The 16,914-nt window shown below is 40.6% G+C and carries 19 protein-coding genes; all 19 read right to left on the bottom strand.

The window, feature by feature from the left end; translation table 11 throughout:
• Positions 1–8 precede the first annotated feature (8 nt).
• Positions 9–1,916, bottom strand: coding sequence for an NADH-quinone oxidoreductase subunit L (gene nuoL, locus WG906_RS14460; protein ID WP_339993462.1), 1,908 nt, complete (start codon positions 1,914–1,916; stop codon positions 9–11).
• 33 nt (positions 1,917–1,949) lie between these two features.
• Positions 1,950–2,279, bottom strand: a complete 330-nt coding sequence (gene nuoK / locus WG906_RS14455) for an NADH-quinone oxidoreductase subunit NuoK (RefSeq protein WP_339993461.1) — start codon at positions 2,277–2,279, stop codon at positions 1,950–1,952.
• Positions 2,280–2,777 carry an NADH-quinone oxidoreductase subunit J family protein gene (locus WG906_RS14450; protein ID WP_339993460.1) on the bottom strand — a complete coding sequence of 166 codons (498 nt, stop codon included), beginning with the start codon at positions 2,775–2,777 and terminating at the stop codon, positions 2,280–2,282.
• A gap of 69 nt (positions 2,778–2,846) precedes the next feature.
• Positions 2,847–3,344 carry a NuoI/complex I 23 kDa subunit family protein gene (locus tag WG906_RS14445; protein ID WP_339993459.1) on the bottom strand — a complete coding sequence of 166 codons (498 nt, stop codon included), beginning with the start codon at positions 3,342–3,344 and terminating at the stop codon, positions 2,847–2,849.
• A gap of 234 nt (positions 3,345–3,578) precedes the next feature.
• Complete coding sequence (gene nuoH / locus WG906_RS14440) at positions 3,579–4,619, bottom strand: NADH-quinone oxidoreductase subunit NuoH (protein ID WP_339993458.1); 1,041 nt, start codon at positions 4,617–4,619, stop codon at positions 3,579–3,581.
• A complete protein-coding gene (locus WG906_RS14435; RefSeq protein ID WP_339993456.1) occupies positions 4,619–5,614 on the bottom strand; it encodes an NADH-quinone oxidoreductase subunit G in 996 nt (331 codons plus the stop codon). Before WG906_RS14435 ends, nuoH begins: the two co-directional genes overlap by 1 nt.
• Positions 5,615–5,865: 251 nt before the next feature.
• A complete protein-coding gene (gene nuoF / locus WG906_RS14430; RefSeq protein ID WP_339993455.1) occupies positions 5,866–7,221 on the bottom strand; it encodes an NADH-quinone oxidoreductase subunit NuoF in 1,356 nt (451 codons plus the stop codon).
• 4 nt (positions 7,222–7,225) lie between these two features.
• Complete coding sequence (locus WG906_RS14425; protein ID WP_339993454.1) at positions 7,226–7,762, bottom strand: NADH-quinone oxidoreductase subunit NuoE family protein; 537 nt, start codon at positions 7,760–7,762, stop codon at positions 7,226–7,228.
• Positions 7,755–8,963: an NADH-quinone oxidoreductase subunit D gene (locus WG906_RS14420; protein ID WP_339993453.1), complete on the bottom strand. Its 1,209-nt coding sequence runs from the start codon at positions 8,961–8,963 to the stop codon at positions 7,755–7,757. The genes WG906_RS14425 and WG906_RS14420 overlap by 8 nt, the downstream gene beginning before the upstream one ends.
• A gap of 2 nt (positions 8,964–8,965) precedes the next feature.
• Entirely contained in the window at positions 8,966–9,469 is a 504-nt protein-coding gene (locus WG906_RS14415) for an NADH-quinone oxidoreductase subunit C (protein WP_339993452.1), read from the bottom strand.
• On the bottom strand, positions 9,470–10,012 hold the full coding sequence (locus WG906_RS14410; RefSeq protein WP_339993451.1) for an NADH-quinone oxidoreductase subunit B: 543 nt from the start codon (positions 10,010–10,012) through the stop codon (positions 9,470–9,472). It abuts the gene before it with no gap.
• Between the two features lie 107 nt (positions 10,013–10,119).
• Positions 10,120–10,491 (bottom strand): NADH-quinone oxidoreductase subunit A, encoded by a 372-nt coding sequence (locus tag WG906_RS14405; protein WP_339993450.1) that lies wholly within the window; start codon positions 10,489–10,491, stop codon positions 10,120–10,122.
• 78 nt (positions 10,492–10,569) lie between these two features.
• Positions 10,570–12,246 (bottom strand): tetratricopeptide repeat protein, encoded by a 1,677-nt coding sequence (locus tag WG906_RS14400; RefSeq protein ID WP_339993449.1) that lies wholly within the window; start codon positions 12,244–12,246, stop codon positions 10,570–10,572.
• 22 nt (positions 12,247–12,268) lie between these two features.
• On the bottom strand, positions 12,269–13,153 hold the full coding sequence (locus WG906_RS14395) for a PstS family phosphate ABC transporter substrate-binding protein (protein ID WP_339993447.1): 885 nt from the start codon (positions 13,151–13,153) through the stop codon (positions 12,269–12,271).
• A gap of 229 nt (positions 13,154–13,382) precedes the next feature.
• Positions 13,383–14,207, bottom strand: a complete 825-nt coding sequence (locus WG906_RS14390) for an energy transducer TonB (protein WP_339993445.1) — start codon at positions 14,205–14,207, stop codon at positions 13,383–13,385.
• A 2-nt stretch (positions 14,208–14,209) separates the two neighbouring features.
• Positions 14,210–14,743: an ExbD/TolR family protein gene (locus tag WG906_RS14385; protein WP_339993444.1), complete on the bottom strand. Its 534-nt coding sequence runs from the start codon at positions 14,741–14,743 to the stop codon at positions 14,210–14,212.
• A gap of 21 nt (positions 14,744–14,764) precedes the next feature.
• On the bottom strand, positions 14,765–15,385 hold the full coding sequence (locus WG906_RS14380; RefSeq protein ID WP_339993442.1) for an ExbD/TolR family protein: 621 nt from the start codon (positions 15,383–15,385) through the stop codon (positions 14,765–14,767).
• An 83-nt stretch (positions 15,386–15,468) separates the two neighbouring features.
• Positions 15,469–16,302 (bottom strand): MotA/TolQ/ExbB proton channel family protein, encoded by an 834-nt coding sequence (locus WG906_RS14375; protein ID WP_339993441.1) that lies wholly within the window; start codon positions 16,300–16,302, stop codon positions 15,469–15,471.
• Positions 16,303–16,568: 266 nt separating this feature from the next.
• Complete coding sequence (locus tag WG906_RS14370) at positions 16,569–16,913, bottom strand: translation initiation factor (RefSeq protein WP_339993440.1); 345 nt, start codon at positions 16,911–16,913, stop codon at positions 16,569–16,571.
• Position 16,914: the final 1 nt, after the last annotated feature.

Genomic DNA, 16,914 nt, shown 5'->3' with positions numbered 1-16,914 from the left:
CCCTTTTATTATATATTATAGAACCCGTAAAGAAGCAGGCCAACAATGCCAGCCACCATCATAAAAATATAAAAACCAATATTGCCCGACTGTAAAAGGCGCATACCTTTGCTGACTTCGGTAGTTCCCTTACCTAATCCGTTAACAAAGCCGTCTATCGCCCCCTTATCTATTACTTTAAAGAAGAAGCCTGACAAAGCATTTAAAGGTTTAGTAATAATGGCATAATAAATCTCGTCGATATAATATTTGTTGTATGATAAGTTTGCCAGTAAACCCCTTTCCGCAGTATCTGCAAGTGGCACATGATTGTTCTTTGCATATTTAACAAAAGCGATCAATGCAGCAATTAAGGCTCCGGCAACGGAAATACCCATTAAAAGATATTCAGTTGAATGATCGAGTTTCAACCCGCCGGTTCTTACGCTCGACTGATAAAATACCGGGCTCAGAAAATCAGCCAGCCAGTGATGGCCTCCGAGTACTTCAGGGACACCTAAAAATCCACCCAGAGCAGAAAGAACAGCCAATACAATCAGTGGCACAGTCATCGAGAGCGGAGATTCATGTAAATGATGTTCCTGCTCATGCGTACCCCGGAACTTGTTGTTAAAAGTGAGGAACAACATTCTGAACATATAGAATGAGGTGAACAAAGCTCCAATCACACCAAGTACCCATAAAACTTTATTATGTTCGTAAGCATGGGCCAGTATTTCATCTTTGGAAAAGAAACCTGAGAATGGCGGAATACCAGCTATCGCGATGGTACCAACAAGCATAGTGATGAAGGTAATAGGAAGCTTCTTTTTTAATCCTCCCATAAATCTCATATCCTGCTCGTTGCTCATGGCATGTATAACCGATCCGGCACCAAGAAATAATAATGCTTTAAAGAATGCATGTGTAAGCACGTGGAAGAAAGCACCGGTGTAAGCACCAACCCCTAATCCCAAAAACATATAACCCAATTGCGAAACTGTAGAATACGCAAGAACTTTTTTAATATCGGTTTGGGTAATAGCTATTGTTGCGGCCAGAATTGCTGTAGCAATACCGATCACTGCAATAACCATAAGTGTAAATGGCGATAAGGTAAATAAAATATTTGAGCGTGCAATCATGTAAATACCTGCTGTAACCATCGTAGCGGCATGTATTAATGCCGAAACAGGGGTTGGTCCGGCCATTGCATCAGGCAACCAGGTAAATAAAGGAATCTGAGCCGATTTACCAATCGCACCTACAAATAGTAGCAGCGTAATCAACGTGAGCATGCTGTTATTCGGCGCTAATGTGGCTACCTGCGGAAATACATTTGAAAATTCAAGGCTCCCGAATGTGCTGAAAATCAGGAATACTGCAATTAAAAACCCTAAGTCTCCGATACGGTTCATTACAAATGCTTTTTTGGCTGCACTAGCGTACGATGGATTTGTGAACCAGAAGCCTATCAGCAGGTATGAGCATAATCCGACACCTTCCCATCCTATAAACATTACCACATAATTGGAACCCAATACCAGCAGCAACATGAAAAACACAAATAGATTTAAATAGGAAAAGAACTTCCCAAAGCCAGTATCGTGATGCATATAGCCTATCGAATAAACATGGATCAGAAAACCGATACCCGTTACAATAAGCAGCATTAACGAACTTAAGGGATCAATCTGGAATGAAAAAGGAACCAGAAGATTTCCGGCTTGTATCCAATCGAATAAAGGAACCACAAAGGTTTTGGCTGCACTTCCCTTTAATTCTAAGAAGATCGCAATACTGGTTGCGAATGAAAGGAATACTGTAAGACTACCAATAATTCCTGCGAGTGTTTTAGGTAAAATATTCCGGCCCAGGCCAATGATCAGAAATCCTATTAATGGAAATAAAGGAACCAGCCAAACTAAATTTATCATGAACGTTTTCGACGTTTAAATCTCAAAAAAATATTACCACTTTAACCTGTTCAACACATTAATATCTGTTGAGCTGGTATTTCTATATATCATAACAATAATTGCTAAACCTACAGCCACCTCGGCCGCGGCAAGAGCCATTACAAAAAACACGAATACTTGTCCTGAGGCATCACCTCTGTACGCCGAAAATGCAGCAAGAAGAAGATTCACAGAATTAAGCATTAATTCAACAGACATAAATATCACTATGGCATTCCTGCGAATTAATACGCCCATTACCCCGATACAAAAAAGGATGGAACAGAATAAGATGTAGTGATTTAGCGGAACTCCCTGGATTGAATTTGTTATAGATTCCATTTATATTTTCTTTGGGTCCTTTTTAGCGAGTAAAACAGCTCCAACCATTGCTGATAATAATAAAATAGAAGATATTTCAAAAGGAAGAAGGAATTCATTAAACAGTACCTTTCCAAGGTTCTTTACCAGGCCGATTTCAGGATTTTTAAGAATCACAGGAGCAGATGAACCTAGAGCCTTAACTGAACCAACAAGGGTTACCAGTAAGCACATGCCTGCAACCACACCCGCAATTTTTATCAGGTTTGATTTCATTGGCTCAGAATCTTCGTTGAGATTAAGGAGCATCAGAACGAAGAGGAAAAGAACCATTATGGCACCCATATAAACAATAAAGTTTACGATTGCTAAAAACTGCGCATTCAGTAAAATATAATGGATAGTAAAGGTGAAAAAAGTAACTATTAAATACAGTACACTGTACACCGGATTCTTTGAAAAGATAACCAGTAACGAAAAGAAGATGGATAAAAAAGCAATTAAATAGAATAAATTCATTAATTGTATGTTTGTTTCTTTGCCCTGCTTCTCCTTATATGCGGAAAAGATGGGCAAAGGTATAATTTTTTACGATTTGAACGGAGCCTCAACCAGTTTATCTTTACCGAAAATAAAATCTTTTCTCAGATAATCCGCTTTGAGAAATGGTCCGTCAAGGTAAATTGCTTCTTTAGGGCAGGCCTCTTCACACAGTCCGCAGAAGATACAGCGAAGCATATTTACTTCATACACTGCGGCATACTTCTCTTCCCTGTATAAATGCTCTTCTCCTTTTTTTCGTTCAGCAGCAATCATGGTGATCGCTTCGGCCGGACAAGCCAGTGCGCATAAGCCACAAGCGGTGCAACGTTCCTTGCCCGCTTCATCTCTTTTTAGTGAATGCAAACCGCGCCAGTTTTCAGACATAGGTCTTTCCTGCTCAGGATAAAAGATTGTTTCCTTCTTTAGGAACATATGGCGGAAAGTAATGGCCAGTCCTCTGATTATTGCCGGGAGATACATTCTCTCCGCAAGGCTCATAGGCTTTTGCTCGATTACTTTTTTTCTGTTACTTAATGATTCCATATAATTAAGCTAAAAGGTGAAAGCAAAAAGGTGAAAGCTGCATCAGGTCCAACCACACTTTTCTTCTTATCTAACCTTGTTTCAATATTTTACTTTTTATGGTTAAAGGTAAAAGCAAAGCCTATACTGTAATTTTAAGCCTATTTTATCTCAACCTGTTTCATCAGCCACTCTGCTATTGCAGTGGCACTTTTTACTTTTTACTTTTTACTTTTTACTTTTTACTTTTTATTTTTACTTAAAATAAGTGTCCTTTACTATTATCCAGATCCCTGTAATCACAATATTTGCTATTCCTAAGGGGATAAGCACCTTCCATCCCAGATTCATTAACTGATCATAGCGAAAACGCGGAACAGTCCAGCGAACCCACATAAAGAAGAAAATGAAAAAGAATATCTTGGCAAAAAGGAACAGAACTCCGATAATGGTTATAACATTCGGAGGTAGCCCCAGATCATTCATAAAAGGAAAATTGTAGCCCCCGAAGTAGAGTGTGGCCATTACTGCCGATGATACAAACATATTGATGTATTCGGCAAATAAAAACCCTCCAAGCTTCATCCCAGAATATTCTGTATGATAGCCGCCTACCAGTTCGTTCTCACTCTCAGGCAAATCGAATGGTGTCCGGTTACATTCCGCGAAGGCGCAAATAATAAAAATTAAAAAGCCCAGTGGCTGCGCCCAGACATTCCAGTTTAAAAAGCCGCTTTGCTGTTCGGCAATAGTTTTAAGAGACAGGCTTCCGGTCACCATCAAAAGGGCGATAATTGAAAGCCCCATCGCTATTTCATAGCTGATGTTTTGCGATGCCGCACGAATAGCCCCCATCAGTGAGAACTTATTATTTGACGCCCATCCACCAATCATTATTCCGTAAACTCCAAGAGAAACTACTCCGAAAATATACAGGATGCCTACATTTATATCGGCTACCTGGAGGTTAATAACCTTATCTCCAAAAGTTAATGACTGTCCGAAGGGAATTACGGCACTCCCGATTAATGCAGTCATCAATGCCAGTGAAGGTCCCGCAATGAATAAAAACGGATTAGACTGAGTTGGAATGATCTCCTCTTTAAAAAACATTTTTGCTCCATCTGCTAATGGCTGAAACATACCGCCCCAGCCTGCTCTGCTCGGGCCAACTCTTCCCTGAAGGAAAGCTGCAATTTTACGTTCTGCCAAAGTGGAATAGGCTGCGACACCTAAGGATACCATAAATATTACAGTAACTAAAACGAATTTCTCTATAACGAATGCCAGTTCCATTAGTGATGTTTAGTTGCTCTTTCGAATTCTTCTTTATTTGCTTCCTGCAAAGCGTGATTTTTTCTTACCACAGCTGGCGGAACTAATTGTTCGTAATGATTTGATGAAATAACCGAATGGTTTGAAATCTTTCTTGGTCCTTCAATTACCCAGTCTTTTGTATTTTTAGTTTCAAAACGGCAGGTATTGCAGATAAACTCTTCCACTTCGCCATATACATCCTTACGAGCGGTTACCCGGATAACATCTTCACCTTTGTACCATAAAGCAACTTTTCCGGTGCAGGTAGGACAATCACGATGAGCATCAACCGGTTTGCTGAACCAAACGCGCTGTTTGAAGCGGAAAGTTTTATCAGTCAGCGCTCCAACCGGACAAACGTCTATTACATTCCCTGAAAAGTCGTTATCGATTGCTTTTTCTATATAAGTGGATATTTCTGAAGCATCACCACGACCCAGAATACCGTGTTCGCGGCTATCGGTCAACTGATCTGCTACGTATACGCAGCGATAGCATAAAATACAGCGTGTCATGTGCAGCTGAATCTTATCGCCTATATCAATTCTGTCAAATGTTCTGCGTTCGAATTCATACCTGGTAGCTTCAGAACCGTGTTCATAACTTAGATCCTGCAGATGACATTCGCCTGCCTGATCGCATACCGGACAATCCAAAGGATGGTTGATCAGTAGCATCTCTACAACACCTTTTCTGGCTTCCTTCACTTCCGGTGAAGTAATATTTTCGACCTCCATGCCATCCATTACCGCTGTGCGGCATGAAGCCACAAGCTTAGGCATCGGCCGGGGGTCTTTTTCTGAACCCTTACTTACTTTCACAAGGCAGGTGCGGCATTTACCCCCGCTGCCTTCCAGTTTAGAATAATAGCACATTGCCGGAGGAACAATGTCTCCGCCAATTTGACGGGCAGCGTTCAGGATACTTGTTCCCGGCTCTACCTCGATGCTTATTCCGTCTATTGTAACTTTCATTATAAGTTAAAAGCTAAAAGTTAAAATTAAAAATGCCTGCATGAAGCATTATAAAAGTTAAAATCAAAATTAAAAATGCATTTAAGGCGAGTACATCAATTATTCTTATCGAGATTGGTGACTATAGAAGCAATTATTTATATAGCTCAGCGCTCTCATCAATAAGTTCCTAATTTTCTAACGTCTCTTCTCGAACACCCTGCTTCTTAGTTCGGACTTCTAAGGTTAACGCTATTTTTAATTTTTACTTTTTAATTTTGAATTAATTCCAAGGGATCAGCATAACCTGCCAAACCATAATTTCTTTCCATTGCTTCCTTCGGTTGGCTTACATGCCACTCAAACTCGTCCCTGAAATGACGGATAGCACTAGCCACAGGCCATGCGGCGGCGTCTCCAAGCGGACAAATGGTATTTCCTTCTATTTTCTTCGAAACGTCTACCAGTAAATCAATGTCACTTAATTTACCATGACCGTATTCAAGCCTGTGTAACACCTTTTCCATCCAGCCTGTACCTTCGCGGCAAGGAGAACATTGTCCGCAGCTTTCGTGATGGTAAAAACGCGAGAAGTTCCAGGTATTTCTTACTATGCACTGATCCTCATCAAAGGCCACAAAACCTCCGGAACCAAGCATCGTACCACTAGCGAAACCACCATCCGCCAGAGATTCATAAGTCATCAGACGATTTTCACCATTAGTGGTTTTAAGAATAAGGTTTGCCGGAAGAATCGGAACAGATGAACCACCGGCAACAACCGCTTTCAAACGTTTGCCATTCGCAATTCCGCCACAGTATTCATCGGAATAAATAAACTCTTCAACCGGAACACCCAATTCAATTTCATAGACTCCAGGCTTATTTAAATTGCCCGAAGCAGAAATAAGCTTGGTACCTGTACTTCTACCAATTCCTATTTTAGAATATTCATCGCCACCGTCGTTAATAATAGGCACAACCGCGGCAATAGATTCTACATTGTTTACTACAGTAGGGCAGTTATACAAACCGGATATCGCAGGAAAAGGTGGCTTAATCCGAGGATTCCCTCTTTTTCCTTCCAGCGATTCAATTAATGCCGTTTCTTCGCCACAGATATAAGCCCCGCCACCGGGTTGTACATACATCTCATGGTCGAAACCCGAGCCTAAAATATTTTTTCCAAGAAAACCGGCAGCTTTTGCCTCGGCAATGGCTTTCTCAAGAATTCGTATTTGCGGCATCATTTCGCCACGTACGTAAATATATGATGTATTTGCACCCAGGGCATAACTGGCCGCGATCATTCCTTCCACCAAAAGGTGAGGAATATAGGTCATTAAATATCTGTCTTTGAATGTACCTGGTTCAGATTCATCTGCATTACACACCAGGTAACGTGGTTTACCTTCTGGTTTGGCCAGAAAACTCCATTTCATCCCGGTAGGAAAACCTGCCCCACCACGCCCGCGAAGACCGGACTTTTTCACTTCTTCAACTACATCTTCAGAAGACATGGTTTTCAGCGCTTTTTCAACAGCACGATAGCCGCCTTTCTGACGATACACATCGAAAGTATTTATTCCGGGAACGTTGATATGTTCTAATAATAATTTGCGTCCCATTTTATTAGCTTATTTGAGGTTTTGCAGCAGTTGTCAGCCTTAAACTATCAATTAACTCATCAATTTTAGCCTCGGTTAAATTCTCATGGAATTTGTATTCGGGACCAATCTGTAATACCGGAGCCATTCCGCAAGCTGCAAGACATTCTACGCCGCGCCAGCTGAATAAGCCATCGGCAGTAACTTCACCTTCTTTAACACCAAGCTTCTGCTCGATATACTTCATTATCTTTTCTGCGCCTACCAAACAGCAAGGTCCGGTCCGGCAAACCTCCAGAACATGTTTACCCAATGGTTTCAAAAAAAACATCGTATAAAAAGTAGCTACTTCATATACTTCTATCGGCTTGATGTCCAGGTAATCGGCCACCTTGTCCATGGAGTTAGCACTAAGCCAGCCAAACTCTGCCTGGACCAAATGCAAAACCGGCAGCAAAGCCGACTTCTGTTTCCCTTCCGGATAACGGCTAACCATTTCATTGAACTTAGTAATAAGCTCAGGACTAAAAACTACTTCCTCGGGTTGAGCAATATTAAGCATCTAATTCTCCTGCAATAACATTTAAACTACTCAGATTGATGATAGCATCCGAAAGCAGCATTCCTGCGCTCATAGGTGCATACATTGCATAATTGATAAAGCTTGGGCGGCGGAAATGCAATCTGTAAGGACTACGGCCACCATCATTTACCAGGTAAAATCCAAGTTCACCATTTCCTCCTTCAACACAATGATAAACTTCGGTTTTAGGAGTATCTATTTCGCCCATCACAATTTTAAAGTGATAGATCAGGGCTTCCATATTATTATAAACTTCTTCTTTTGGAGGAAGGTAAAATTCAGGCACATCTGCGTGAAAAATCCCCTTGGGCTCTTTTTCCACTTTTTCAAGAGCTTGTTCAATAATGCGAATACTCTGCCACATCTCTTCCTGGCGAACAAGATAACGATCATAGATATCGCCTGTCTTCCCTACCGGGATGTCAAAATCGAAATCTTCATAAGAACTGTAAGGTTCATTCACCCGAACGTCGTAATCTACGCCGCAGGCTCTGAGTATCGGTCCGGTCCAGCTATAGCTCATTGCTGTTTCAGCATCAACCGCGGCCACCCCTGCTGTTCTGTCAATAAAGATCCTGTTCCTGTTAAACAAGGCCTCAAATTCTTTCAATACCGGCGAAAAGTTTTTAAGAAACTTTTTAATCTTCGCGAAAGCAATATCATTAAAGTCGCGTTCAAATCCACCGATCCGCCCGATATTTGTGGTTAACCGTGCGCCGCAAACCTCTTCGTAAATTTCGTAGATATGCTCACGCTGCTCCATCAGGTATAAAAATCCTGAATAAGCACCTGTATCTACACCAAGAATACTGTTGCAGATAAGGTGATCTGAAATACGGGCCAGCTCCATAATGATCACCCGGAGATAATCAACACGTTTAGGAGTCTGAATTCCCAAAAGCTTTTCAACCGTCATGTGCCATCCCATATTATTAATAGGAGATGAGCAATAATTTAAACGGTCGGTCAGAGGCGTGATCTGATAAAAAGGGCGGTGTTCCGCAATTTTCTCAAATGCTCTGTGAATATATCCGAGGGTGGAAACGCCACTCACTATACGTTCACCATCCATTTCCAGCACATTCTGGAAAACTCCATGCGTAGCAGGGTGGGTTGGTCCCAGGTTTAATGTAGTAGTTTCTTTTAACTCGTGCCTTTCGGCGATTATAGGATGATTCATTTTTATCTTCCGAAGAAAAAGTCTTTTTTATCTACGCGGTTTGGATCCTCCAAAGGAAATTCTTTGCGCATCGGAAAAACCGTCATGTCGTCCATATTTAAAATACGGCACAAATTGGGATGTCCTTCAAATGTAATTCCAAAGAAATCATAGGTTTCTCTTTCCATCCAGTTTGCGCCTTCCCACAAAACTGTTGCTGAGGGTATAACCGGATTAATTTCTTCTAAAAACACTTTGATACGAACTCTGACATTATTCACAAAGCTGTGCACGTGATAAATAACACCTATCGGCAGCTCTGTTCCCGGGTAATGTATTCCGGTGATGTCTGTAAGAAAGTTAAACTTCAGCTCCGAATCAGTTTTTAAAAATGTCAGAACCGGGATAATATCTTCCTTAGAAGTTTCAAACGTTAAAAGACCATAGGGTTCTGCAGCAGCAGAAATTTTTTGGCCGAATTGCGTATTTAGTTTATCCAGTACAGTTTGATTGCTGATCTTAGCCATTTACTGTATTCCGTATTTATTCATTAAATCTTTATATTCCGCTCCGTTTCGCCTGCGCAGTGATTCATCCTTAACCAGATCCTGCAATTTCATCACGCCGGTTAAAATAGCTTCCGGACGAGGCGGACAACCAGGAACGTACACGTCGACCGGAATAATTTCATCTATACCCTGCAAAACAGAATAGGTATCGAAGATACCCCCGCTGCATGCACATGCACCCACAGCGATAACCCAGCGGGGTTCTGCCATTTGTAAATATACTTGCCTTAATACAGGTCCCATTTTTTTTGCGATGGTTCCCATAACTAATAGCATATCGGCCTGACGCGGTGAAAACGAAGGCCTTTCGGCACCGAAACGACCTAAATCGTAATGTGAACCCATAGTTGCCATGAATTCAATTCCGCAGCATGAAGTAGCAAACGGCAATGGCCACAATGAATGTGAACGGGCAAGCCCGATAACTTTATCGAATGAAGTTGCAAAAAAACCTGATCCTTCAATACCCGGAGGGGCTTCTGCTAATTTTATATCACTCATTTCTTCTGTCCTTCCCAATGCTTGGATCTATATAGAATCAAGCGGCAAATTTAAAGGTTTACTATTTCTCTTTCGGAGGGTATATTTATTTAGAAATGTTCTAATTACTACTCCCAGTCTAAAGCCTTTTTCTTGATAATGTAGATAAAGCCGAGCAGCAGAGTACCCATAAAAATAAACATTTCGATCAGACCCTCCATTCCCATTTCACGAAAGTTTACCGCCCATGGATACATAAAAATCACCTCAATGTCGAAAAGGACAAACAGGATAGCTACCAGAAAATATTTTATTGAGAACGGCTGGCGTGCGTTTCCTATTACTTCTATTCCGGATTCGAACGGAGTTAACTTATCTTTAGTTGTCCTTTTGGGCCCCAGAAGGTGTGTAGCAATCATTGTAACTACAACAAACCCTAGAGCTACAATCATTTGAAAAATGATCGGCAGATAACTTACCGGTGTACTTTGTGCTTCCATTTTAGAGATTACGGTCGCAAATATAAATAAAAAGAGCCGGATCTTTTCAGATACCGGCCCTGTAAAATCTCAGATATCTTATTGACTTGCCAATGCTTTTAATGCAGCAGTTGCATATTCATTTGCCGGATCAAGAGCTAAGGTTTTCTTTAAAAGCTCTTTTGATTTATTTGTATCATTCTTGCTATAATAGTTGGCAAGATAGTTATATGACTCAATCAGATCCTTTTTGTTATTTTCATTTTGAGCCGGGGCAGCTGCCTGTATCTCAATAAATTTTTCATAATAAGGAACAGCCAGGCCTTTAGGGCTTTGATCGTCATCCATAAGCTTGTTGATACGGGCTCTGTAAATATATGCAAGAGCATAGGTTGGAACTACTTTATTTACATTGTTAAATGCGGTATCGGCTCTCACCAGCGAAGATTTAAATTGTGCTTTCTTATCGGCAGGTACATTAAAAATGTAATTGAAATAATGTGAATAGCCTATATAGAATCTATCCGTCACGCTAGGTTTGGGCCCTTTAAGAGCTAATTCGTAAACCTGGGCAGCTTCATCATATTTCTTTGCCGCAAATAAATCTTTTCCAATAGCACTCATCTGCTCGGCAAGAGTAGAATCTAATTCTATAGCTTTAGCAAGATTTTGAATTCCGGTAGCCATATTCGTGGTATCGGTTTTCATTTGTGCCTTTCCAAGATACAGGTAATCATGAGCGATTAATCTGTCCTTATCCACTTTTGATATCCAGTTATTCAAAGCTTTTAAACTTTCAGCATAATGACCGTTTTCGTAAGCAGAATAGCCTAAATATCTGTAGATACGCGGATTGGTTTGATCTAATCTGGCCATTTCCTGCGCTTCTTTCTCCAAAGTTTTAAAGTCCTTCGACAAAACTAAAAAGTCAGCGTAACGCATTCTTGAGTCCATCGATCTGTCTGTCAGATCCATATATTTAACATAAGAATTCAAAGCATTTTTAATCCTTGATTCGTAGTCTGCTGTTTCGGTAGCGGTATTGGCCCAACGTAAATATGTTTCTGCCATCTCGCGGTAAGCCGGTCCGTAATTAGGATTAATTTTCAATACACTGTTGAACTCGTCAAGAGATTCCTGCCATGCCTGTGCACGTTTGTTAATCACTCCCAACTCTATTTTAGCACGCAAAAGATTTTTGTTCAGATCAAAAGCTGTACGGTAAGCACTAAAAGCTTCGCTGATCTTCTCTTGTCCCCTGTATGCATCTCCTAAAGCTAAGTATGCTTCTGCGTCTTTAGCATCCAGCGCGATCGCTTTTTGAAGATGAGTTATTGCGGCAGCATAATTTGGCTTCGGCGCCGCTACATATGCTTTTGCAACATATATATACGGGTCGTTATCCTTTTTACCGGCCTGATCAATTGCTTTTTTAAAGTTCTCTTCAGCTAGAGCAGTATTATTTGCTCTCAATGCCAATGCTCCCAGTCCCACATAATTTAGAGGATATTTCCCATCTGCTGAAATTCCTTTCGAGAATGTAGTCTGAGCTGAATCAGCATATCCGGAGTTCAGATACAGATTACCCAGGTAGAAATAATTCGGAGCATCAGCTGGTTTAGCGCTGATCATGCCTTTCAATGTTGTATTAGCTTTTTGATATTGTTCAGCGTCTATCGCCTGCTTCACATCCGTTATCGACTGTGCAAAAACGGAAGTTCCGCCCATTAATGCAATAACTAAACTTGTTTTTACGCCTTTTTTAATCATTTTCATGCTTAAATATTTAATGTATTAATTATCTTATTATAACTTCCCGGGTCGGTATACTATCCGGCAATAAACCTGCTTTCAGCATTATTCTTTGTCCGCGCTCGCTGGCAAGAAAAGCAGCAAAACCCGTGCCCACACCAGAACCACCCTGACAGTTAATTATATACAATTCCCTGCAAAGCGGATATAAGCCCAAAGCTATGTTATTTTGAGTCGGTTCATAAAATTGATCCGAGCCTGCAAGCCCCGGCGAATTTTTTACTGACATAATTTTAAGTTTTTCAACGATAGGTTCTAACTCTTTAGTTGGCTGCTTTATCCAATTATATCCTATAACACCTATAGTACCCGGATTATTGTGCACATATTTAATAACTTCTGCATTGCTGCTAAGGGCATAAACACCACGCGCGGGTAAATTTTTTATTTCTGCCAGTTCTTTAAGATACCTTACCGTGCTGGAGCTGGGATTATCAAACACGAGGCTTTTTGAAGATTTACCCCTCATAATCGCCTTAATTTCATCAATAGTTATTGTCGAATCGGAGGCAGGCTGCCTGGTTATAAGTGCTATTGCATCTGTAGCGATATGGTTGGTCCGGATAATAACGTCGCGGCTTTCATAAAACCTGGCTTCATGGGCCAACAATTTTCTTGACATAATAGCGACATCAATACTATCTGTCAGCAGCAGATTTAACAGCTGAATTTCAGGCTTATAGACGAGATCGATCTTTGCCCGGGGATAACTGCTGTCGAATACAATGTATTGATCTTCTATAATAGGTGCAAAGCTATCATCAACAAGGATTTTTGTTGTTCCCACAGTTGCAGACTGCTTGGTCTTGCTCTCCGAACAGGATAGAAAAACCAGGCAACATAAGACCACGTAAACAAATGAACATTTCATTTAAACCTCTCTTGTTTTAAACAATCTGCTAAAACGGAATGCTGCATATACAATCAAAAGAACCGCAAATAAATGCCGGTACGGACTTTCAATCTGTGGTAAAAACTTATTCCAGAATATTAGGCATAAGCCCAGAACAAGATAACACAGGAAGATTAGTAGCCCTAAAATGAACAGAAATCGCTTTGCGGGCGATTTCTGTTCTCTGTTTTCTTTATGAAACATTGTGTTATTCAGGAACTTTTAGCATTAATGGTAATGTATACTGAACCCTAACCGGACGTCCGTTTTGTACTCCTGCTTTCCATTTTTTGGATTTTGACAAAAGTTTTTTGGCCGCTTCGCCGGTACCGTAACCTAAATCTCTGGGTACCTGGATATCTGTTAATGTACCATCCTTTTCAACAACGAATTGTACAATCATTCTTCCTGAAACTCCCGCTTCTGAAGCCGCAGCAGGGAATGAGTAATTACTACCCACCCATTCAAGAAACTTCTGGATACCTCCGGGATATTCAGGCATCAGCTCAACGCTTGCCTGGTTATACACACCGTTATCCTCTGTAATTTTCGAACCTACAGGCGCTTCTCCAACGGGCTCATCAATACGCACTTCCTGAGTAGGATCACCTTCAATGGTTTTCTGACCCGGGTCAGCAACCTTAAGCTCTTCTACAGTAGGCGGCTCTTCATCTCTTACCTGCTCTTTGGGTACTACCACCGGAGGCGGGAATTTAACCTGATCTGTTTTTGGTTTCGGAGGCTCTACAGGAGGCGGAGGCGGAGGAGTATTCTCGTCAACCGGAGGCGGAGGAGTAAGAATTACTTCTGTTTCTATCAATTTTTCGTCTTCGCTCTGCGGTGTTATCCCTTTTATGTATTTTAAAATTAAAGGGGAACTAACCGCGACGATAAAGAGTACGCTGCCTAAAAAGAGAGCCTTTGTAGTGTTCTTAGGATTAGCCTTCCGCAACTGGTATGCGCCGTATGCCTGGTTTCGCCCTGCGAAAACAACATCGAGCCATGCCGGATTAAAAATATCTAACTTTCCCATTTTCAATAAAATTTGTCGCGTTGAAGTAATCCAATTTCAGGAGTGGTAATATCAACAATAGCGTAAGACTTTACATTGGTGATTTTCATTTCATCCAGGATATCAACAAGGTTTTTGTAGTTGGATTTCTCACTGGGTTTTATTAAAATCATTAAATCTTTCCCGGTTGTCTGTTTCACGTCCTTAAGTTTGTCCAGAATCGACTGTCTGATGCCTGTTTTCCCAAAAATCGTCTTCGTGGGTGTCGATGGATTATCCACTGTTCCCATGTACCACTCAATATTGTTATTTGAGCCTAAAAGAATGGTCATGGTGCGATCATCTGCTACTTCTAATCTCTGATCTAATTTTTCGTCTTTATCCGGCATTGCAAGGTCCATTGCCTGGGGTTTCGCAAGGGTAGTAGTAAGCATAAAGAATGTGATCAGCAAGAATGCAAGATCCACCATCGCTGTTAAGTCGATACGTGTTGATGCTTTCTTACTTCTAACCTTCCCGCCTTTACCACCCCCGCCGGAGGTATCTAATTCTGCCATTTTATAATATTTTAAAGATTATTAATCTCTTCCTTCCAGAGAAGTAATTAAACTGAATTTATTTACTTCCTGCTTTTGAAGCATATCAATTATTTTTTTGATAGTTGGATACTGCTCTTTGGAGTCGCCTTTTATACTAAAACGCAGGGATGTACCATTAACTTCCTTGGTAGCAACACGTGCGTTATAGATCCACCAGTGCAACTCGGAAGCATTGTTAGCAATCGAATCAATCGGAATTCCCGGCTGAAGGCCTTCTTTGTTTCTCTCACCCGCGTTCATGCCAATTATTTGCTTTAAATTGCCAATAGGCGCTCCAAATGTCTCAATTAAGGAGAAGCGGTTTTTTTCATCAGCGGTAAAGGGCACGCCATAACGCTCACTCATTAATTCAAGTGTACGTGTACGCACATTCTGACCTGCAACAGCAAAAAACACTTTCCCCTGCCCTATAGTAAGAGTAGCAATATCAACTGTTGGTTGTTTTATCTGTACTGTGGATGAAGGAGTATCTACCGGCAGAGGCTCGGGCTGGCGTGCAGTTGCTGTTAAAATAAAAAAAGTTAACAACAGAAAAGCTACGTCGCACATAGCCGTCATATCAATAGCGGTACTCTTTCTTGGAACTTTAACTCTTGGCATCGCTTAAATTTCTTATCGGTTTATATAGAGATGAAATTATACCGGATTTTCCATAAGCCCGGTATAAAAATCTTCTAAAAATTTTATTTATGTGTACTCGCGTAAGTTTGTACAATTGAAAATCCAGCTTCATCAATTGAATAGGTTAACTTATCAATCTTAGAAGTGAATATATTATACATAATAATTGCCAGTGCAGAAGTCGCGATTCCGGTTGCTGTATTAATTAATGCCTCAGAGATACCATTTGCAAGAGCAGCCTGATCGGGTGCACCAGCAGTTGCCAAACCGGCGAACGCTTTAATCATACCTGTTACCGTACCCAACAGACCCGCTAATGTACCAATTGATACTAATGTCGCAATTACGGTTAAGTTTTGCTCCAGCATCGGCATTTCAAGTGAAGTTGCTTCTTCAATATCTTTCTGAATCGCTAATGAAGCCTGCTCGGTATCCATTTTTGAATCTGCTTCCACTTCACGGTATTTTTTTAATCCTGATTTAATAACATTGGCAACAGATCCTTTTTGTTTATCACACTCAGCCATTGCTGCTTCGATATTCCCTGCGTTTAAGTTAGCCTGTATCTTTTTAACAAATACATCGATACTGCCACTTCCGGATGCTTTATTAATTACGATAAAACGCTCTATTGAAAAAACGATTACCATTAAAAACATTCCCATTAATACAGGAACAATAAAACCACCTTTGTAAACCATACCAAAATAATTCCCTGGTAGTGGGTGTCCGTTTTCAGGGTCTCCTCCTTCAAAATTTGAAGGGTTACCCATTACAAATTTCCACAATAGAAATCCGATCACGATACAGATTACTATGGTTAAACTTGCAAAGATGCTTGAACCTGATCCCTCTTTCTTCGCTGTTGCTGTTGTTGCTTTTGGTGCGGTTGCCATTTTACTTTAAAATTTAGTTTTAGTTTAGATTATAATATTAGTTTAATTTTTGATTGCAATATAATTCAATAGGTTAATAAAAGTATAAGTTACGAAATAATAAAAAATATCCCGCGCCTAAGATAACAAATGCGTTACGTGTTTATACCCTTTCTTACCGGACAATAACTCTTATTTGAAAAAAATAGTTTTACAATGAAAACTATTTTTTCTCTTAAATGCAAGTATACTGATCAAATAGAGGTTAAGCTTTTGTTAAATCGGTATTAACCCCCGGATTTTTTCACCTTAAATCCGTCATTTTTAAGCATTTCAACAATTTTATCTCTAAAATCGCCCTGTACCAGAATTTCACCGTTTTTTGCGGCACCGCCTGTTCCGCATTTCTGTTTAAGCTTTTTTCCCAGTTCTGCTAAATCGGTTTCGGTGCCTATAAACCCAGTTATCAGGGTAACTGCTTTACCGCCTCTTTGTTTCTTATCCAGCTGTACTCTCAAATCCTGCTGATTTGGAGCCAGGGTTTGCTGCTCCGCTTCCTCATCAAACTGATACTGAAATTCAGGGTCTGTGGAGTAAACCACACCGGCAATATTTTTGTTTTTTTTTGGCATT

Origin of the sequence: Pedobacter superstes (assembly GCF_037622515.1) — a bacterium.
GTDB lineage: Bacteria > Bacteroidota > Bacteroidia > Sphingobacteriales > Sphingobacteriaceae > Paradesertivirga > Paradesertivirga superstes.
This window is presented reverse-complemented; position numbering and strand designations above follow the sequence as displayed.